An 18,673-nucleotide genomic window follows, 5' to 3' on the forward strand; every position below is an offset into this window, starting at 1 on the left:
TCGCCATAATCCGGGCGGCCGACTGCCGTACGGACTTATGGTGTTGCCGACTGTGCCGGACAGTGCGTCGAACGGGGGTTCGGGGTGGATCTCGTCGAGGAGATAGCCGCGGTGCGCGCGGGCCGGGGGAACCCGCACGCGATGCTGGGGGAGTTCCGGCGCACCGCCGTGCTGGTACCGGTGGTGGACGGCGGGCTGCTGACGGGGGTCTTCGGCGGGATCCGGTGGATCTACGCGTTCACCGACGAGCCGGCGATGGCCCGTTTCGCCCGGGCGAAGGACGCCGCCCCGGGCCAGGAGTGGGAGTACGAGGCGGTGCTGGGCGCCCGGCTGCTGGACGCGGTGATCCCCGGGGCGGACGGCCCGGCCGGGGTGGCGGTGAACGTCGCGGACGAGGACGGCTCGATGCTGTTCCCGCCGGTGAAGGGCGTCGTGCCGGACGCGGCGGCGGTGGACGTGGACGTGGACACCGATGCGGACGGGGGTGCGCGGTGAGCGGCGACGGGGACCTGAAGTTCTCCAAGGAGGCGCTGGGCCTCATCACCAAGGGCCTGAACGGGGCGATCGACGAGCTGAAGGCGGTGGGCGGCTCGTCGACCGGCTCCATACAGGGCTCGGGCTTCGGCGAGCTGGCGCTGAGCAACATGGAGGCCGGCCACTCCGGGCTGGCCAAGGACTTCGAGGGGTTCTGCGAGGACTGGGAGTGGGGCGTACGCGCCCTGATCATGGACGCCAACGGGCTGGCGGCCCGGCTCGGCCTGGCGGCCGGGCTGGTCTACTCCGAGGAGCAGTACATCGAGGGCACCTTCAAGGTCGCGGCCAACGCCTTCGTCGGGAACCCCCACCTGTCCGAGGACGAGATCACCGAGCGGGAGTGGGGAGAGCTGGTCTCCCTGGAGAACTACCGGCCCGACTACAGCGCCGAGTCGTTCCGGCAGGCCGGTGACGAGGCACTCCAGACCTGGAAGGACACCGGGCGCACCGTACTGACCGAGGGCGCGGGCGGAATGCGTTCCGACCTGATGAACGACGCCCTGGGCATCGACGACCAGACGTTCGAGCGCGGGCTGGACGAGGCCTTCGGTCCCTCCCCCGAGGAACGGGCACAGCAGGGCGGCGGGGGTGAGGGCTGATGGGCTGGCGGGACTTCGTACCCGACGTCATCGAGGACAAGGTCGAGGAGGGCGTCGAACTCGTCGGCGAGGGCATCGAGGAACTGGGTGACGTCGGTGCCGACCTGCTGGAGGACGCGGGCTGGGAGAGCGGCGCGGACTGGGTGCGGGACAAGTCCCGCTCCGCCGCCAACGCCCTGGGCGCCGACGTCGACGAGCTCCAGCTCGGGCAGACCGAGGACCCCAAGAAGCTGATCTACGGCAGCGCCTCGAAGCTGCGCTCGACGGCCGACCATCTGAAGGACTTCCGACAGGCGTTCGACAACGTCGGCAAGGGCATCAAGGGGCTGGACTCCTCAGGTCTGGAGGGCGAGGCGGCAGAAGCCTTCCGGACCAAGGCGGCCGAGGAGCCGCCCAGGTGGTTCAAGGCCGCCGACGCCTGCGAGAAGGCCGCCGGCGCCCTGGAGGACTTCGCCTCGACGGTGGAGTGGGCCCAGGGCCGCGCCAAGGAGGCGATCGCCAAGTACAAGGCCGCCCTCAAGGCCTCCGAGGACGCCCGAAAGGAGCACAACGGCAAGGTCGACGCGTACAACAAGGCCGCCGACGCCTACAACGCCAAGGTGAAGGCGGGCGAGGACCCGGGCGCGAAGCCGACCCCGCCGGGGGAGTTCAAGGACCCCGGCCCGGCCAAGGCCGAGGCGGCCGAGGAGATCCTGGCCGAGGCCCGCAAGCAGCGCAACGAGGCCGCGGAGAAGGCCCGTACGGCGGTGCAGGCGGCGAGGGACGCGGCACCGGCCAAACCGTCCTACGCCGAGCAGGCCAAGTACGGCGTGATCGGGGTGGGGACGGACCTCACCCACTTCTACGGCGGGGTCATCAAGGGCACGACCGGGCTGGTCTCCTTCGCCCGCAGCATCAACCCCACCGATCCGTACAACATCACGCACCCGGCCGAGTACCTCACCACCCTCAACAGCACGGTCGCCGGACTGGTCCAGGTCGCCAACGACCCGTGGGGCACGGGCCGGCAGATGGTCAGCGACTTCATGAAGGACCCGGCCGAGGGGCTGGGGCGGCTGGCGCCCGACGTGGCGCTGACCGTCGCGACCGGCGGCGCCGGAGCGGGCGTCAGGGGCGTCCGGATCGCGGCGGAGGCCGCGGACCTCGCCAGTGACGCCAACCGGGGCCGCCGCGCCCTCGACAACGACGGCCCGGAGCAGCACGGCACCGAGCCCGGGGACCGCAACTCCGGCGGCACGGACCCGGTGGACCTGGCCACGGGCAGGATGTTCCTGCCGCAGACGGACGTCTCCCTGCCCGGCGCCCTGCCGCTGGTCTTCCGGCGGCACGTGGAGTCCGGCTACACCGCCGGGCGGTGGTTCGGGCCGTCCTGGGCCTCCACCGTCGACCAGCGGCTGGAGATCGACGCCGAGGGCGTGGTGTTCGTCGCCGAGGACGGGCGGCTGCTGGCCTATCCGCACCCCGCGCCGGGGGTGCCGACCCTGCCGTCTGCCGGATCGGCGCGGATGCCGCTGGAGCGCACCCCGGACGGCGGCTACACCCTCACCGATCCGGAGACCGGCCACGTACGGCACTTCGCCCCGCCGGCCGGGGCGGAGCCCGGCGGCGACGGCACCGCGCTGCTGGAGCAGCTCACCGACCGGGCCGGCCACCAGATCGTCTTCGTCCACGACGAGGCCACCGGCGCCCCGGCCCGCATCGAGCACAGCGGCGGCTACACCCTGCACCTGACCGTCGAGGACGGCCGGGTCACCGCCCTGTCCCTGGCCGGCCAGGTGATCAAGCGCTACGGCTACACCGACGGCCACCTGACCGAGGTGGCCGACTCCGCGGGCCGTCCGCTGCGCTTCGAGTACGACGACGAGGCGCGGGTCATCGCCTGGGTCGACTCCAACGGCCGGCGCTACGACTACGTCTACGACAACCTGCACCGGTGCATCGGCGAGGGCGGCACCGAGGGCCACATGCAGGTGCGCATCACCTACGACGGCACCGACCCGGCCACCGGTCACAAGGTCACCACGCTGACCACCCCCCAGGGCCACGCGACCCGCCATGTGATCGACGACCGCTGCCGCACGGTCGCCACCACCGATCCGCTGGGCCACACGACCCGCTTCGCCTACGACGAGCGCGACCGGCTGGTCTCCCAGACCGATCCGCTGGGCCGCACGGTCGCCTACGCCCACGACGAGCACGGCCGCATCGTCTCCGTCACCCGTCCGGACGGCCGGGAGATCACCGTCACCCGCAACGAGCTGGGCCTGCCGACCGAGGTCCGCGAGGCGGACGGCTCGGTGTGGCGCCACACGTACGACGAACGCGGCAACCGCACCGCCACCACCGACCCGGCGGGCGCGACGACCCGCTACACCTACGACACCCATGGCCATCTGACCTCGGTCACCAACGCCCTGGGCGACACCACCCGCGTCCGCTGCGACGCGGCCGGCCTACCCGTGGAGATCACCGATCCCCTCGGCGCGGTCCTTCGCTACGAACGCGACAACTTCGGTCGCCCAATCGCCCTCACCGATCCCCTGGGCGCGGTCACCCGCCTGACCTGGACGACCGAGGGCAAGCTCGCCCGCCGCGTCGACCCGGACGGGGTACAGGAGGGCTGGGAGTACGACGGCGAGGGCAACTGCGTCCGCCACACCGACGCGGCGGGCGGCGTGACCACCTATGAGTACACCCACTTCGACCTGCTGACCGCGAGGACCGGCCCGGACGGGGCGCGCTACACCTTCGCCCACGACGCCGAACTGCGGCTGGCCCAGGTCACCAACCCCCAGGGTCTGACCTGGTCCTACGTCTACGACCCGGCCGGGCGCCTGACCGCCGAGACCGACTTCGACGACCGCACCGTCACCTACACCCACGACCCGGCCGGGCAGCTCACCGCCCGCACCACCCCGCTCGGCGAGACCATCGCCTACCAGCGGGACGAGTTGGGCCGACTGGTCCGCAAGGAGGCCGGGGAACGGGTCACCACCTTCGCCTACGACGCCCTGGGGCGCCCGGTGGAGGCCATCGGCCCGGACACGGAGGTGCGCTGGCAGCGGGACAAGCTGGGCCGGACCAAGACCGAAATGGCGGATGGCCGGGTCCTGACGTTCTCCTACGACGCGCTGGGCCGCCGCACCCGCCGCACCACCCCTACCGGAGCGACCACCACCTACGCGTATGACGCGGCGGGCAACCGCACCACGCTGACCACCGGCGGCCACACCCTGGACTTCACCCACGACGCTATCGGCCGCGAGACCGCCCGCCGTATCGGCGAGGACCTCACCCTGACCCAACTGTGGGATCCCGCGGGCCGCCTCACCGATCAGACCCTCACCGGCCCCGACCCCAGCGCCCCGGTCCAGCAGCGCAGTTACCACTACCGCGCGGACGGCTACCTCACCGCCGTCGACGACCTCCTGACCGGCCACCGGGTCCTCGACCTGGACGCCACCGGTCGCGTCACCGCCGTCCACGCCCAGGGCTGGTCCGAGACCTACGCCTACGACGCCGCCGGCAACCAGACCTCCGCCGCCTGGCCCACCACCCACGCAGCCGCGGACGCCACCGGAGAGCGCACCTACACCGGCACCCGCCTCACCCGCGCCGGCCGCATCCGCTACGAACACGACCCAGCGGGCCGCCTCACCCTGCGCCGACGCACCCGCCTGTCGAAGAAGCCCGACACCTGGCACTACACCTGGGACACCGAAGACCGCCTCACCTCGGTGGTCACCCCGGACGGCACCGTCTGGCGCTACCTGTACGACCCGCTGGGCCGCCGCATCGCCAAACAACGGCTCGCCCCGGGCGGCGAAACCGTGGCCGAACAGGTGGACTTCACCTGGGACGGCCCGGTCCTCATCGAACAGACCACCACCGCACCCGACCTCCCCCACCCGGTCACCCTCACCTGGGAGCACGACGGTTTCACGCCTCTGACCCAGACCGAACGCCTCACCGACGACGCCACCCAGGCCGAGATCGACCAGCGCTTCTTCGCCATCATCACCGATCTGGTCGGCACCCCCACCGAACTCGTCGACGAATCAGGCCACCTCGCCTGGCACACCCGCACCACCCTGTGGGGCACCACCACCTGGAACCGCGACGCCACCACCTACACACCCCTGCGCTTCCCCGGCCAGTACCACGACCCCGAAACCGGCCTCCACTACAACTACTTCCGCTACTACGACCCCACCACCGCCCGCTACGCAACCCCCGACCCCCTCGGCCTCGCACCCGCCCCCAACCCCGCCACCTACCCCCACAACCCCCACACCTGGACCGACCCCCTCGGTCTCGCACCCGAATACGTCCAGCGGACGCGGGGGGACGCCCAGGCCCAGGCGCTGAGGGACGCCGGCATTCCGGAAGGGGCGGAGCCCATCGACGTGGACGACTGGGTGCCCGCCACCGGTCCCGAGTGGCAAGGCAGCAAGCAGTTGCTGGACGACAACCACCAGCCGATCTACTACCGTGAGGAGTACTACGAGACGCCTTCCGGCGACCTGATCGTCTACCAGGACCACTGGTTCGGTCACCAGAAGCCGGGTGAGCCCGGCTACCAGCCTCCCCATGTACACGTGAGGCCGTTCGACGACCCACGGAACGGTCAAATTCCCGGTTGCGAGGAACACTATTACTACGACCCGAAACTGGGGTGAATTCGTCAGGAACTCAAATGTACTGGCCGAGTTCTATCCCGATGGCATCCCCTCAGGCCCTGTGGTCTTTCATTCGGTCAATCTCAACCGGCGAGGGCCTACCGTCGTCATGCGCCTGGATCTGACGGAATTCCCCGCTTCCCCGCGCCCGGAATGGGCCGAGGCCGGCTGCGACCGCGTCCAGTGCCACGTCGTCTTCCTGGACGTGGCAGATCTCCGCCTGGAACGTTGGGCCGGGGCGGGTGAGGGGGAACTAACGGTGACCTCCCTTGAGCCGCGGCGGCTGCGCATCCAGGCGGAGGGGGAGGCGATGCGGTGCGGTTTCACGAGCAACGACTCACTCACAGTCAGACATGTGAGCGCCTACCGCTCGCACAAAGGGCAGGAAAGACACTTCTTCGCCAGCCCGTTGGACCGCAGAAGGTTCACCGACGAACTTCCTCGGACCGACGAAAGGACGTTTTATGGGTGACGCGGACTGGCGACTCGCCTTCGATGGATCGGAAGAACTCAGAAATACTTTTGCATCCCCTCCCGACCTGAGCGGAAGGGCGCTTTCGTGTCTCCATGTCGATGATCGCGACGGAAGTGCCGTGGTCGCGATGGGGTTCGACTTCTCAATTCCCCCCGAAGAAGCCCCGCGGGAGTGGGCCGAGCAGCAGTTCAATGCGTTTGAGATCTCACTCGAATTCACTCGTGTGCGGGACCTCAGGATCGACGGGTGGGCAAGGGAACTGGACTGCCACGTCACACTGTCGAGGAATCCGCAGGGCTCCGTCGACGTACGGGTGTCCGGAGTCGGCGAAAACATCTCATTCACTGCCGAACAGGCCCGCGTCTCACGCTTCCGAGCGTACCGGGCATCGTCGGCCGAGTACTGAGCTCTTCCGATCGCGCCCGGGTCGGGTGGCGCCCGCTGGGTGGAGCCGTGACGGGAGAATTCCCCCTCCCGGAGGGGGATGGAAACCGACGTCTCATGCGGCCGGTCTCCCGGGTCGGCGGTCCCGCGCACCTATGAGGCTGTCCGGCCTTCCCAGGAAGAGGAGGAGAACCCGGCCGACTCCGCTCGCTGAACCACCACTGCCGCCTCCGGGCAGAGGCCACTCTGTCCGGAGGTGCCCGCGTGTGCCTCCCTGGTTCGTCAAGGCCGACGGGGTCCCTGGTCAGGGTCGCGAACGTGCACCGGTCGCCCCGCCGTGCCCGGGAGGCGCCACCGGACGGACGTCCCCTGGTCTGACCGGGCGCAACTCCAGGCAAGGAGCGGAGCGGCCGCGGAGGAGGTCCGAGAACCCTTCTCCGTCCACCACACAGACATGCCGCCCCTGGCGGCGCTGCTTCTCGGCTTTCACGAGCTTCCCACTGTAGGCCCGACGGGTGTCGGTCACGGCCTTGCTCGCAAGATCACCGTACACAAGGAGGGTCACCTTGCCGGAGAAGTCGTTCTTGACGGCCGCACCGAGCCGTTCGGCTCTCTCGGCGCAACGGTCCCTGAACGTCCACTCGCCGTCGACGGGAGCATGACCCGTGAAGCAGACCGTCTGTCCCCTGAGACCGTGGACCCTGCCGTCGCACTGTCGGCCTGCCATGGCTACTCCTCCCCCTCGGGCCGGCTCCAGTCCGGGCGCAACCAGCCGATGTGGCGCAGGACGGGCACGATCCGGAAGTGGACGAAGGCGGTCACCGGCGTCTTGTCGTCCTCGGCGGGGAAGAACAGGGCGTGCTGAAGCGGCTTCTCGTCCTGCGGCTTCTCCAGATCGACGTCGGGCAGACCCGGCCGGTCGAACGCGGGCTCCAGCGTGACGCCCTCGCGCTCGGTCAGCTTCCGGAGGGGGCGCAGCCCCACCCAGCCCACGAGCTCCTCCGTGGTGAGGGACTTCTTGATCCGCGGTCTCCCCCGCCCGTCGACGTATGTGGGGTACAGCATGATGCGCAGTTCCGCACGGCCCCGCGAGCCCGCGATCCCGGAGCGCAGCCGGTTGTGCAGGTTGGAGAGGGCTGCGGGCATCTCGGGGACGACTGTCGGCTGGTAGAGGGTCAGGTCCCGTTCGCCGTTCTCCCAGCGGTTGTCGTGCACCGTCAGCGTCGGGCGTCCGGGGACGCTCAGCTTCCACTCGACGGGGCGTGTGACGGATGGTTCATCGGAGCAGGTCGCGCCCGTCCTCCTTGCGCGCGTTTCCTTGTTCCGCGACAGCTTGAGATCGTTCAACAGTCGCATGGGTGGTGCTCCCCTCCGAGGAACGTTACTCGCATTTCAGGTTGTCCACGCAGGTTCCGGAGCCGCCGCACGGGTGGACCGGCTCGGCGCCTCGCGGCTCCCGCCCGGCGCCCTTGCCGAGCGGGCGGTTGTCGGTGTTCCGGGTGAGCCACCCGGCCGCCGACGGGGGCGAGACGTCGAGCGCTTCCATGTGCACGGCACGTGTTCCTTTCTCCGGGAGCACTGGGAGCTCGTACGGGGAAGCCGAGCCAAGCCTGCCCCTTTGCTGTGAACTGCGTCAACCATCAATGGTGTTCACCGAGTCATTCGGAGAACCGAGACGGACGACCGAGCCCCCCGCAGGGCCGCCGAAACGGGGATTCATCGGTAAATTCCGGGAGTCGTGACGGCTTTGTGTAACAACTTCGCCACGCAGCGCGCTGAACCGAACGGAGCCTGATACTTTCAAACTGTGCACTTAGTTCACATACAATCTGGCTCATGGGGATGTGTCTCTCCGGGTTCGGGGTGGACGGGAGTGGGACTTCGCGAGGCGGGGCCACCGGGTGGCCTCCGGCACCAGTGGGGGTGGGCGTGGGCGGGAGCGGCCTGAACGGCGGTGTGCTGCCGATCGGTTCCGACTACGGGTACGACGACGGTCTGCACGTGCGTGTCGATGACGTGGTGCCGTACGAGCCCGCCGATCCCGGGGACGTCTCCGGTTACCGACAGGGCGACGACCTGGTGCGGTGCACCCTGTACCTGAGCAACGGCACCGGACGGCCCGTCGACGCCGGGGGCATCGGCCTGCTCGTGCGGGGCGGTCCGCACGGCAAGACGGCCCGCCAAGTCCACGACCACGGCGGCGACGTGCTCGACGACGAGTTCGAAGGCACCCTGCGCCCGGGCCGCGGGATGTCGGCGACCTGGGCCTACAGCGTTCCCGCGGGGACCGCGGCGGAGCTGGACATCGAGGTGCGGTTCCCCTCCTCGCACCAGGGGCGCGAGAGCGTCACCTTCACCATGGCCGCGAGCGGCCCCGTCGGCACAGCCGGGTCCGGGCACACGTCCACGGGCCGGGCACCGCTTGCGGCCGTACCGCCGCAACCGTCCGCTGCCCGGCGCACCGCGCCCGCCCCGGCACCGGAGCCCTCGGCGGACGGGACCGACGCCGCGCGCGTACGGCAGATCTTCCGGTTCCTCGCCGAGGCGGAGGAGTCCAGGGCCCGGCCCGTGCGCACGCTGGACAGCGCGGCCGGCCTCGTGTGGTTCGAGGAGTTGCCGCACTCCCCCGGCGTCGAGGTCATGCTCGACGGGGCGCTCGGTGACGACGCCCCGGCCTGGCTGACCGTCGCACGTCCCGAGCGCGAGGACGCCCCGCGCCCCGGGCCCCTGCTCGCCCCCTGGGTGGACGAGGGCCGTGTACGGGACTTCCGGCAGCCCCGCGCCCCGCACCTGCGCCGCCGGATCGAGCCGCAGTTCCCCGACTTCTCCCGCGGCATTCCGCTGGAGAAGACCTACCACGAGCTGGACGAGCACCCCGAGCGGGAGAAGATCGAGAAGCTGTACTCCGCCTGGGAGCAGGAGTGGCTCACCTGGGCCGGACGGCGCCGCGAGATCGACCCGGCCGTCCGGCTGTACGACCGGCTGCACAAGATGCACGAGGACGCCGCCAGCCTCGGCGAGGCGTACGAACTCGTCCTCGGCTTCGGGCGTCTGACCTGGCAGACGACCGACGGCCAGCGGGTGGAGCGGCACCTGGTCACCCACCGGGCCGCCATCCGGCTCGACCCGGCCACCGGCACCCTCACCGCCGCCCCGGACCCGGCCGGCCCCGGTCTGGAGCTGGAGGAGGGCATGCTGGACGGCGCCCAGCACGTCCCCGGTCCCGTGCGGGAGGGGATCGTCCGGGTGCTGGAGGACGCCGGTGACGTGACGGACCCCGCGCACCTCGACCCCCTGCACCGGGCCCTGCGCAGCTGGGTCAACGCCGCGCACAGCGCCGGGAGTTACCTGCCGTCCGTCGAGCGCGTCAGGCCGCGGACCTCGGACGTGCCGCAGGTGGGGTTCACACCCGCGCTCGTGCTGCGCGAGCGCAGCCGCCGGTCGGTGCTGGACGCCCTCAAGACCATCGCCCGACAGATCGACACGGGTACCCCGCCCACCGAGCTGCTCGCCCACATCGCCGGCCGCGACGGGGCGCTGACCGCCGCCGATCTCGCGGCGGCCGAGGACGGCGGGGACAGCGGCGGCGAGGTGTTCTTCGCGCTTCCCGCCAACGAGGAGCAGCGCACGATCGCCGAACGCCTGCGGACCAACCGACTCGTCGTCGTCCAGGGCCCGCCCGGCACCGGCAAGACGCACACCATCGCCAACCTGGTCACCGACCTGCTCGCCCGGGGCAAGCGGGTCCTGATCACCAGCCACACCCCGCGCGCGCTGCGCGTCCTGCGGGACAAGCTGCCGCCCTCCGTCCGCGACCTGTGCGTCAGCCGCACCGAGGACGGCGCCGCCGCCCAGCGGGAGCTGGAGGCGTCCGTGCAGCGGATCCTCGGCGAGTACACCGGCTTCACCCCGGAGACCTCCCGGCAGGGGATCCGCGCCCTCCAGGCCCGGCTCGCCCGGGCCCGGACCGACCAGCAGACCCTGCTGCGCGACCTGGCCGCCCTGCGCGAGCAGGAGACCCACCGCTTCGAGGCGGAGATCGGCGACTACCGCGGCAGCCTCCAGCAGATCGCCGGGCGCCTGGCCGCCGAGGCGGAGCGGTACGAGTGGATCGGCCCCGTCCCGGGCGAGCAGCCCGCCCTGGGCGCCGACGACGCGCTGCGCCTGCTGCACACCACCCGCGCCTTCAACCCGCACCACCGGGCGCTGGCCGCCGAGGTGCCCGGCCCCGCCGAACTGCCGTCCCCCGGCGACTTCGCCGAGGCCGTCGCCACCGTGCGGGCGGCCGAGGAGGCACACGCGGCGGTGCGTCAGGACCCGCTGAGCCGGACGTACGACACGGCCGTGCGCGGTCTCGGCGAGGACGGACAGCGGCGGCTCTCGGCGGCCCTGGACGCGTTCTCCACCGCCCGGGTCCGCGCCGCGGCCCTGGCCGGGCCGGTCGGCGAGTGGGCCGCGGCCCTGCTGAGGGAGGTGGCCGAGGGACAGGACTGGCAGGCGCGCAGCCGGCAGGCCGCCGTGACCGACGCCCTCGCGGCGGTCGACACCTCGCTCGCCGCACTGGGCACCGCGCTGGTCAGCGGTCTGGAGCAGTACGCCCCGGCCGACGCGCTCGACCGGGCCACCGCCCTGCACGACGGGCTCGTCCAGGGGCAGCGGCTGCGCGGGCCGCTCGGTATCCGCTCGAAGCTGGCCAAGCACGTCGGCGCGTTCGTGGAGGCCGTCCGGGTCGACGGGCGGGCCCCGGAGGACGCCGCGACCGCGGCCGTCGTCCTCGCCCGCGTCCGGCTGGAGCTGCGCCTGGCGCAGACCGAGTCCGAGTGGGGCGCCCCCGCCGGCCCCTGGCAGGGGCACGGCCCGCGGGTCGCCCGGCTGCGGCAGGAGGCCGAGGTCCTCACGGCGCTGCTCGCCGTCTCCGCCGCCCGCATCGAGGTGGCGGCCGCCGTGGCCACCGCGCCGGAGCTGGCCGTCGCCGCCTGGCACGACCCGGCCGTCGAGAACGCCGTACATGCCCTGCTGCGTGCGGCCACCACGCTGCGCGCCGCCGAGCGCTCGCGCAAGGTCGTCGCGGACACCGAGGAACTGCTGCGGGCCTGGGCCGACCGGCCCGGTGTCTCCCCCGCCGTGGAGCGCGCGCTCGACACCGTGCGCGCCCAGGACCCCGACGGCTACCGCGAGTTCAGCCGGGAGATCGCCGAGGTGCGCGAGGCGGCCCGGCTGCGGGCCGAGCAGCACACGGCGCTCACCCGCGTCCGCGAGGCGTTCCCCGCCCTCGCCGAGCGCATCACCGACGCGCCCGGGGAGCCCGCCTGGGACACCCGGCTGCCTCGTCTCGCCGAGGCCTGGGCCTGGTCCGCGTGGCGCGACCGCATGGAGCGGCTCACCGACCCGGAGGCCGAGCACGCCCTGCGCGGGCGGCTGACGGAGGCCGACGGCGAGGCGCGCATCGTGCTCGCACGGCTGGCCGCCGCCCGCGCCTGGCACCGCTGCCTCGGGCTCCTCACCGGCGACCAGTCCCGGGCGCTCAGCGCGTACCAGCAGGCCGTCCGCCGCATCAAGGGCAAGTACCAGCACCGCTACCGGCGCGACGCGCAGGCCGCGCTACGCAGGGCGCAGACGGCGGTGCCCGCCTGGATCATGCCGCTGCACCAGGTGGCGGAGACCGTGCCCCTGGACCGGCCCGGCCTGTTCGACGTCGTCATCGTCGACGAGGCCAGCCAGTCCGGCCTGGAGGCCATGCTGCTGAGCTGGCTCGCCGACCGGATGGTCGTCGTCGGCGACAGCAGGCAGGTCAGCCCCTCCAACGTCGGACTCAAGCAGGACGAGCACTTCCACCTGCGGGACCGGCTGCTCACCGCGCTGGAGCCGGACGTCCGCAGTCTGTTCGGCCCCGATTCCAGCTTCTTCGACCTCACCGAGGCGCTCTCCGCGGGCCGCGGCACACTCATGCTCAAGGAGCACTTCCGGTGCATGCCGGAGATCATCTCCTTCTCCAACGAGCTGTGCTACGACGGCCGGCTCCAGCCGCTGCGGCAGTACGGTGCCGACCGGCTACCGCCGGTCCGCACCGTGCACGTCGAAGGCGGCGAGGCCGTCGGCACCGGCGCCCGGCTGGTCAACCCCGCCGAGGCGGAGGCGCTCGTCGACGCGGTCGTGCGCTGCTGCGCCGACCCCGCGTACGAGGGGAGGACCATGGGCGTCATCAGCCTCCGCGGCAGCAGGGCGCACCTGGCGGAGCTGGAGAACCTGCTCGCCGAGCGCCTCGACTACGAGCAGCGCGCGGCGCGGCGTCTGCGGGTCGGCGACGCCGAGGACTTCCAGGGCGACGAGCGCAACATCATGTTCGTCTCCTGTGTCGACTCGGCCACCACCGCCGCCGGGACGGTGCGGGGCGGCTTCAACGGCAAGGCCTACGAGCAGCGGCTCAACGTCGCCGCCTCCCGGGCCCAGGACCAGCTGTGGGTGTTCCACAGCGCACGGGTGGAGGAGTTCCACGCCGACGATCTGCGGCGGCGGTGGCTCGACCACCTCACCCGGCCCGCGGAGGAGGAGGCCGCCGCGGCCGAGGGGGAGGTGCTGCCCGGCGTGCGGCACGAGGCGTTCGAGAGCCTGTTCCAGCAGAAGGTGTACCTGGAGCTGGTCGCGCGCGGTTACCGGGTGCGGCCGGGGTACCGCGTCGGCCGCCACACGATCGACCTGGTCGTCGAGGGCGGAACGCGCAGGCTCGCGGTCGCCTGCGACGGCGACGCCTTCACGGACGGCGAGGACGCGTCCACCGCGGCCGCCCGGCAGCGTGATCTGGAGCGCGTCGACTGGACCTTCGTCCGCATCCGCGGCAGCCGGTTCCACCTCGATCGCGAGCAGGCACTCGCGCCGCTGTGGGCGGCACTGGAGCAGCAGGGGATCGAGCCGGTCCGGGAGGATTCCGAGGGGCCCCGGGAGGCTGTGTCCCCGGCGGAGCCCGCCGGGGACACACAGGCCGGACTCCCCTCGGCCGGCGCCCCGGCCCGGCCGGCACCGCTCGCCTCCGGCCCCGCAGCCCCGTACGCACCGACCCCGGCCGCCGCGGGGGATCCGGTGGTGGCGGCCGGGACCGCCGCACGTACCGCGGCCCCGGCACAGCGGGCACAGATGTCGCCCCGGACCGCCCGCGGTCCGCTGCCGGTCCAGGAGATCCCCGCCACCGTCTTCCAGCGGCTGGTGCGCGAGATGCATCAACTACAGGCCGCCGTCGACGCCCCGGAAGAGACCCCCGAGGGCGTGGACGCGGCGAACCTCGCCTTCCTCCGGAAGACGCAGGCCGACCGGCGCGAGCGGCGCACCGGGCGGATCGGCTTCCTGCGGAGCTTCCTCGACGCCGTCCGCGTCGGCCCGGAGGCAGCCCCGGAGGTCGTGGTCCCCGGCGCGCTGCTCGTCCTGGAGTTCGACGGGCGGACCGACGGGGACACCCTCTACACGGTCGCCGAACTGTCCGCCGACGAGGCGGACATCGTCTCCCCGTCGTCCCCGCTGGGGCACGCCCTGATGTGGCAGCCGCCGGGGCGGGAGATCCCCTACGAGGTCTCCCCGGAGAAGACGCGCACCGTCGTCGTCCGGGAGATCCGGGCCTGAGTGCTCGGGCGGCGGGGCCGGTCCGGATGTCCGGTCCCGCCCCGCCGTCTCACCCGGCGACCGGGTCCAGCAGCCGGCTGCGCTCCCCGCTCCACGAGAGCGCCAGCGCGTCGCGGGCACGGGTGCAGGCCACGAACAGCAGGCAGTGCTCGGCCAGCAGGTCCGACCGGTGCTGGACGGGGTCCACCTCGACCGGCGTCACCTGCGGGGCGAAGGGCAGCACGCCCGAGGTCACGCCCACCACCGCCACGCACCGGAACTCCAGCCCCTTCATCGCGTGCATGGTGGCCACCCGCACACCGGACACCTCCGGCCCGGGGTCGTCCTTGACCGCGACCGCCGGCACGCCCTCCCGCCGCAGGCGGGCGATGACCGCGTCGACCAGCGTGTTGAACCGGGCGCACACCGCCACCTCGGACGGTTTGACGCCGTCCTGGTCGATCCAGGTCCGCACCTGCCCGACCAGGGCCCGCAGCTCCTCGTCCTGGTTCGCGTGTCCGCGTGCCGCCGGGACGCGCCCGTGGAGCTGGGAGCGGTAGCCCCGCAGCGAGTCCCGGCCGCCGTCCCCACCGCCGTCCTCGTCGTCGTCCTCTCCGAGCCGGCCCACGGGCTGCCCGTCGAGGAGGGACGCGGACCAGCGCAGGATCTCCTCCGTGCTGCGGTAGTTCAGGCGCAGCACGGAGGAGCGCCCCCGGACGTCGACGCCCAGCGAGCGCAGCGAGACGCGGGAGTCGTAGATGCGCTGGTGGGGGTCGCCGACGAGGAACATGTCGTCGGCCCCCGGAGCGGCGCAGGCGCGCAGCACCCGCCACTGCGCCGGGTGGAGGTCCTGGGCCTCGTCCACGACGACATGGCGGTAGCGCGGCCCCGTCCCGGCCAGGACGCGGGCGGCCTGGTCGCACAGCTGGGTGTACGTCGCCGAGCCGCGTGAGGCGAGGTCCGCCGCGAACTGTTCCATGACGCGCCACAGCCGGGCCCGCTGCACCCGCCCGACCGGTGTGCCGCGTCCCCTGCGGGCACAGCGCAGGTACTCCTCGGGGGTGCGCAGCCCCTGTGCCAGGACGACGTTGCGGTACTCCTGGGACAGGAACCGCTCCGTCCACGGCACCTCCTCGCGTCCGACGGCGCGGGTCCAGGCGCTCTTCTCGGCGGCGGCCGACAGGGGTCTGGGCGAGGTGCCGCGCGCCTCCCTGACGACCCGGGCCGCCAGGGAGTCCACCGTCGTGACGTCGACGCGCTCCAGCAGGTGGGCGTCGGTGTCGCCGAGCAGGAGCGCCAGGCTGTCGCGCAGGGCGGCCGCCATGGCGTTGGTGAAGGTGGTGAGCAGGATCCGGTCGCCCGCGCGGCCGCTGCGCAGCAGATGCCGCACCCGGTGCAGGGCGACGACCGTCTTGCCGGTGCCGGGACCGCCGGTGACCTGGGCGGGGCCGGTGAAGCCGGGGTGGTAGGCGTATCGGCGCTGGGCGGGGTGGAGGAAGACGCGCCAGCGGGCGAGGTCCTCGGTGAGGATGCGTTCCAGTTCGCCGGGGCCCGTCACCTCCACGATGCGGTCGGGTGTGTTGAGGATCGCCTCGGTGAGGGTGACCTCCGGCCGGCCCTGGGCGGTGCGCACGGTCTGCCCCCGCGGGGCGATCAGCTGGTCCCACACCTCCTCGGCGGAGTAGCCGAGTGCCAGGTACTCCAGCGCCTCGTACTGGTCGGCGGGCATCGTGGGCGGGACCATGACCTTCAGGTCGTCGGCCGTGACGCAGACCCGGGCCAGGCGCAGGACCTGGTCGTCGATGCCGAGGTCGCGCAGCACGGTGTCGGAGTGCCCCGCGAAGAGGCGGACGGGGGTGGTGTCCGCCTTCGTCTCCAGGTGTCTCTCCATCTGCTCCAGCATCTCGACGTTGCGCACCTCCAGGGCCGCGGTGGCGCCGTTGACCGAGTAGGCGCGCTTGCAGGCCCAGTTGATCGCGTCGTCGTGGGGCGCGACCCGCAGCAGGGTGAACAGGTCGCTTCCGTCGTCGGGGGCCAGGAGGACGCCCCGGTGGAGCTTCGTGATGCGTATCGTGCGGATCCGGGGGTCGCGCGCCCCCTCCAGCTTCTCCAGGTGCATGCCCTTGCTGGCGTGGAGCTGGGGGACGGTCATGCTCCGGAACATCTGGATCGCGTCGCTGACCTCCTTCTGGACGGGCCTCTGGAGTGAGACCAGGTCCGCGACGAAGTCTTCGGAGAGGGCGAGTCGGGGCATGGGCGTCCTCGGATCGCGGGCGGGCGGGGCCGGGGTCAGCCTAGAGACCTGTCCCGTCCGGAGTGGCGGAATACGCACAGTCGTTGCGTGAACTCAGTCAACCAAGCATTTCCCGCGCCGCCGATGCGATCGTTCCGCCCATGTCCTACCGGGCCTGTCCCCAAGGGCCTCTGCGCGTCGCCCCGTCCGGACCGCTGTCCCGCGCCCGCTCGACGAGCTTCCCCGGACATTCTCCGCCCTGATCTCCCGGATCCGTAGGAGGGCGATACGGGACCCTCCCGGCCGGCTCCTCCGGCTTCGGATCGTCACCAGCGGCCGAACCGCGCTCACGGCGGCCCGGCGCACGGAGGGCGGGTCGGGTAATGCGACGGCCGACCGGCTGCCACCACGCACCGGCTCACGGCCGGCGGCCCGTTCACCTCGCGCCGCGCCCGGACACGGCGCGAGGCTCACCGAGCGGCGGCGGGCCGGGCTCACTGCCCCCGGGGCTGGGTGAAGCGCAGCATGTTGCCGGCCGGGTCGCGGAAGGCGCAGTCGCGGACGCCGTACGGCTGGTCGACCGGCTCCTGCAGCACCTCGCCCCCCGCCGCGCGGATGCGCTCGAAGGTGGCGTCGCAGTCCTCGGTCGAGAAGATCACGCCGCGCAGCATGCCCTTGGCCAGCAGTTCCGCCATGGCCTGCCGGTCGGCCGGCGAGGCGTTCGGGTCCGCCAGCGGCGGTTCCAGCACGATCTCCACATCGGACTGCGCGGGCGAGCCGACCGTCACCCAGCGCATTCCCTCGAACCCGACGTCGTTGCGCACCTCCAGGCCGAGCACGTCCCGGTAGAAGGCGAGCGCCTTGTCATGGTCGTCGACGGCGATGAAGCACTGTGAGAGCTTGATGTCCATGCGCCCCACGCTAGGGGCGGGGGGCGGGTTCCGCTTCTCCGTTCCTGACCGGTCGGGTGCAGACCTTGGCGACGCAGGCCGGGATGGCCGCCCCCTGCTCGTGCCGGCGCGCCCGGTACGCGCTCGGGCTCTCGCCGACCAGCTCGGTGAACCGCGAGCTGAACGACCCCAGCGACGTGCACCCCACCGCGAAGCAGACCTCCGTCACCGTCAGGTCGCCCCGCCGCAGCAGCGCCTTGGCCCGCTCGATCCGGCGTGTCATCAGATAGCCGTACGGCGTCTCCCCGAAGGCCGCCCGGAAGCTGCGGGAGAAGTGGCCCGGCGACATGAGGGCGAAGCGCGCCAGCGCCGGGACGTCGAGCGGCTCCGCGTAGTCACGGTCCATCAGGTCACGGGCCCGGCGCAGCCGGACGAGGTCCTCCAGCGTCATACGGCCACCCTCCCACGGCCCTCCGACACCGCCGCGGCGGAGACCCGGCCACCCGGAGCACTCGACCGCGGCACCCGGGCGTACTCCACCCCCCTCCCCGGACGAACGGGCCCCGCCCCCCTACGCCAGCCCGGCCACCAGCTCGGTCACCGGCTTGCGGCGCCCGGTGTAGAACGGGATCTCCTCGCGGACGTGCAGCCGGGCCCGGGAGCCGCGCAGGTGGCGCATCAGGTCGACGATGCGGTGCAGCTCGTCGGCCTCGAAGGCCAGCAGCCACTCGTAGTCGCCCAGCGCGAAGGAGGCGACGGTGTTGGCGCGCACGTCCGGGAAGCCGCGGGCCATCTTCCCGTGCTCGGCGAGCAGCTCGCGGCGCTCCTCGTCCGGCAGCACGTACCACTCGTAGGAGCGCACGAAGGGGTAGACGCACACGTACGCGCGCGGCTCCTCGTCCGCCAGGAAGGCCGGGACGTGCGAGCGGTTGAATTCGGCGGGGCGGTGCAGCGCCATGTTGGACCACACCGGCTCCAGGGCGCGGCCCAGCCGGGTGCGCCGGAAGAGGTTGTACGCCTCCTGCAGCGCGTCGGCGGTCTCCGCGTGCCACCAGATCATCACATCGGCGTCGGCGCGCAGCCCGGAGACGTCGTAGGTGCCGCGCACGGTGACGTCCTTGGCGGCGAGCTGGTCGAACAGCTCCTGGACCTCCTCCGCGTGACCGGAGCGGTCCTCGGGGAGCGCCTCGCGCAGCCGGAAGACCGACCACAGCGTGTAGCGGATGACCTCGTTGAGGTCCTTGGCCTTCTTGCCCGCGTTGGGCGTCCTGCGGAGTTCAGCAGTCATG

The 18,673-nt window shown here is 72.3% G+C and carries 12 protein-coding genes; 6 read left to right on the forward strand and 6 right to left on the reverse strand.

The annotated features are described in order from the left end of the window. The first annotated feature begins 84 nt into the window (after nt 1–84). From CUT44_RS32040 to CUT44_RS32060, 5 genes are all read left to right on the forward strand, one after another. A complete protein-coding gene (locus CUT44_RS32040; RefSeq protein ID WP_100205506.1) occupies nt 85–495 on the forward strand; it encodes an SseB family protein in 411 nt (136 codons plus the stop codon). Further along, complete coding sequence (locus tag CUT44_RS32045) at nt 492–1,133, forward strand: hypothetical protein (protein ID WP_100205507.1); 642 nt, start codon at nt 492–494, stop codon at nt 1,131–1,133. The genes CUT44_RS32040 and CUT44_RS32045 overlap by 4 nt, the downstream gene beginning before the upstream one ends. Beyond that, nucleotides 1,133–5,812 (forward strand): putative T7SS-secreted protein, encoded by a 4,680-nt coding sequence (locus CUT44_RS32050; protein ID WP_100205508.1) that lies wholly within the window; start codon nt 1,133–1,135, stop codon nt 5,810–5,812. The genes CUT44_RS32045 and CUT44_RS32050 overlap by 1 nt, the downstream gene beginning before the upstream one ends. A gap of 61 nt (nt 5,813–5,873) precedes the next feature. Beyond that, the gene (locus CUT44_RS32055) at nt 5,874–6,284 is read left to right on the forward strand and encodes an Imm50 family immunity protein (protein WP_158239701.1); all 411 of its coding nucleotides are present in this window, start codon (nt 5,874–5,876) and stop codon (nt 6,282–6,284) included. Further along, on the forward strand, nt 6,277–6,693 hold the full coding sequence (locus tag CUT44_RS32060; protein WP_100205510.1) for an Imm50 family immunity protein: 417 nt from the start codon (nt 6,277–6,279) through the stop codon (nt 6,691–6,693). Before CUT44_RS32055 ends, CUT44_RS32060 begins: the two co-directional genes overlap by 8 nt. 707 nt (nt 6,694–7,400) lie before the next feature. Here the strand turns inward: CUT44_RS32060 and CUT44_RS32070 are convergent. Together CUT44_RS32070 and CUT44_RS33340 are read right to left on the reverse strand one after the other, a co-directional pair. Further along, nucleotides 7,401–8,027: a hypothetical protein gene (locus CUT44_RS32070; protein ID WP_233221819.1), complete on the reverse strand. Its 627-nt coding sequence runs from the start codon at nt 8,025–8,027 to the stop codon at nt 7,401–7,403. A 25-nt stretch (nt 8,028–8,052) separates the two neighbouring features. After that, complete coding sequence (locus CUT44_RS33340; protein ID WP_158239702.1) at nt 8,053–8,223, reverse strand: hypothetical protein; 171 nt, start codon at nt 8,221–8,223, stop codon at nt 8,053–8,055. A 377-nt stretch (nt 8,224–8,600) separates the two neighbouring features. On the opposite strand from CUT44_RS33340, the gene CUT44_RS32075 reads away from it, so the two are divergent. Then, complete coding sequence (locus tag CUT44_RS32075; protein ID WP_408646830.1) at nt 8,601–14,282, forward strand: AAA domain-containing protein; 5,682 nt, start codon at nt 8,601–8,603, stop codon at nt 14,280–14,282. A gap of 49 nt (nt 14,283–14,331) precedes the next feature. Here the strand turns inward: CUT44_RS32075 and CUT44_RS32080 are convergent, their stop codons facing one another. The 4 genes from CUT44_RS32080 to hemQ form a co-directional block, all read right to left on the reverse strand. Then, nucleotides 14,332–16,515: a UvrD-helicase domain-containing protein gene (locus CUT44_RS32080; RefSeq protein WP_100205512.1), complete on the reverse strand. Its 2,184-nt coding sequence runs from the start codon at nt 16,513–16,515 to the stop codon at nt 14,332–14,334. Nucleotides 16,516–16,988: 473 nt separating this feature from the next. After that, the gene (locus CUT44_RS32085; protein ID WP_100205613.1) at nt 16,989–17,405 is read right to left on the reverse strand and encodes a VOC family protein; all 417 of its coding nucleotides are present in this window, start codon (nt 17,403–17,405) and stop codon (nt 16,989–16,991) included. Nucleotides 17,406–17,415: 10 nt separating this feature from the next. After that, nucleotides 17,416–17,835: a helix-turn-helix domain-containing protein gene (locus tag CUT44_RS32090; protein WP_100205513.1), complete on the reverse strand. Its 420-nt coding sequence runs from the start codon at nt 17,833–17,835 to the stop codon at nt 17,416–17,418. A 120-nt stretch (nt 17,836–17,955) separates the two neighbouring features. Then, entirely contained in the window at nt 17,956–18,672 is a 717-nt protein-coding gene (hemQ, locus tag CUT44_RS32095) for a hydrogen peroxide-dependent heme synthase (protein ID WP_100205514.1), read from the reverse strand. Nucleotide 18,673: the final 1 nt, after the last annotated feature.

Source organism: Streptomyces carminius (assembly GCF_002794255.1).
In the GTDB taxonomy this organism is placed as follows: domain Bacteria; phylum Actinomycetota; class Actinomycetes; order Streptomycetales; family Streptomycetaceae; genus Streptomyces; species Streptomyces carminius.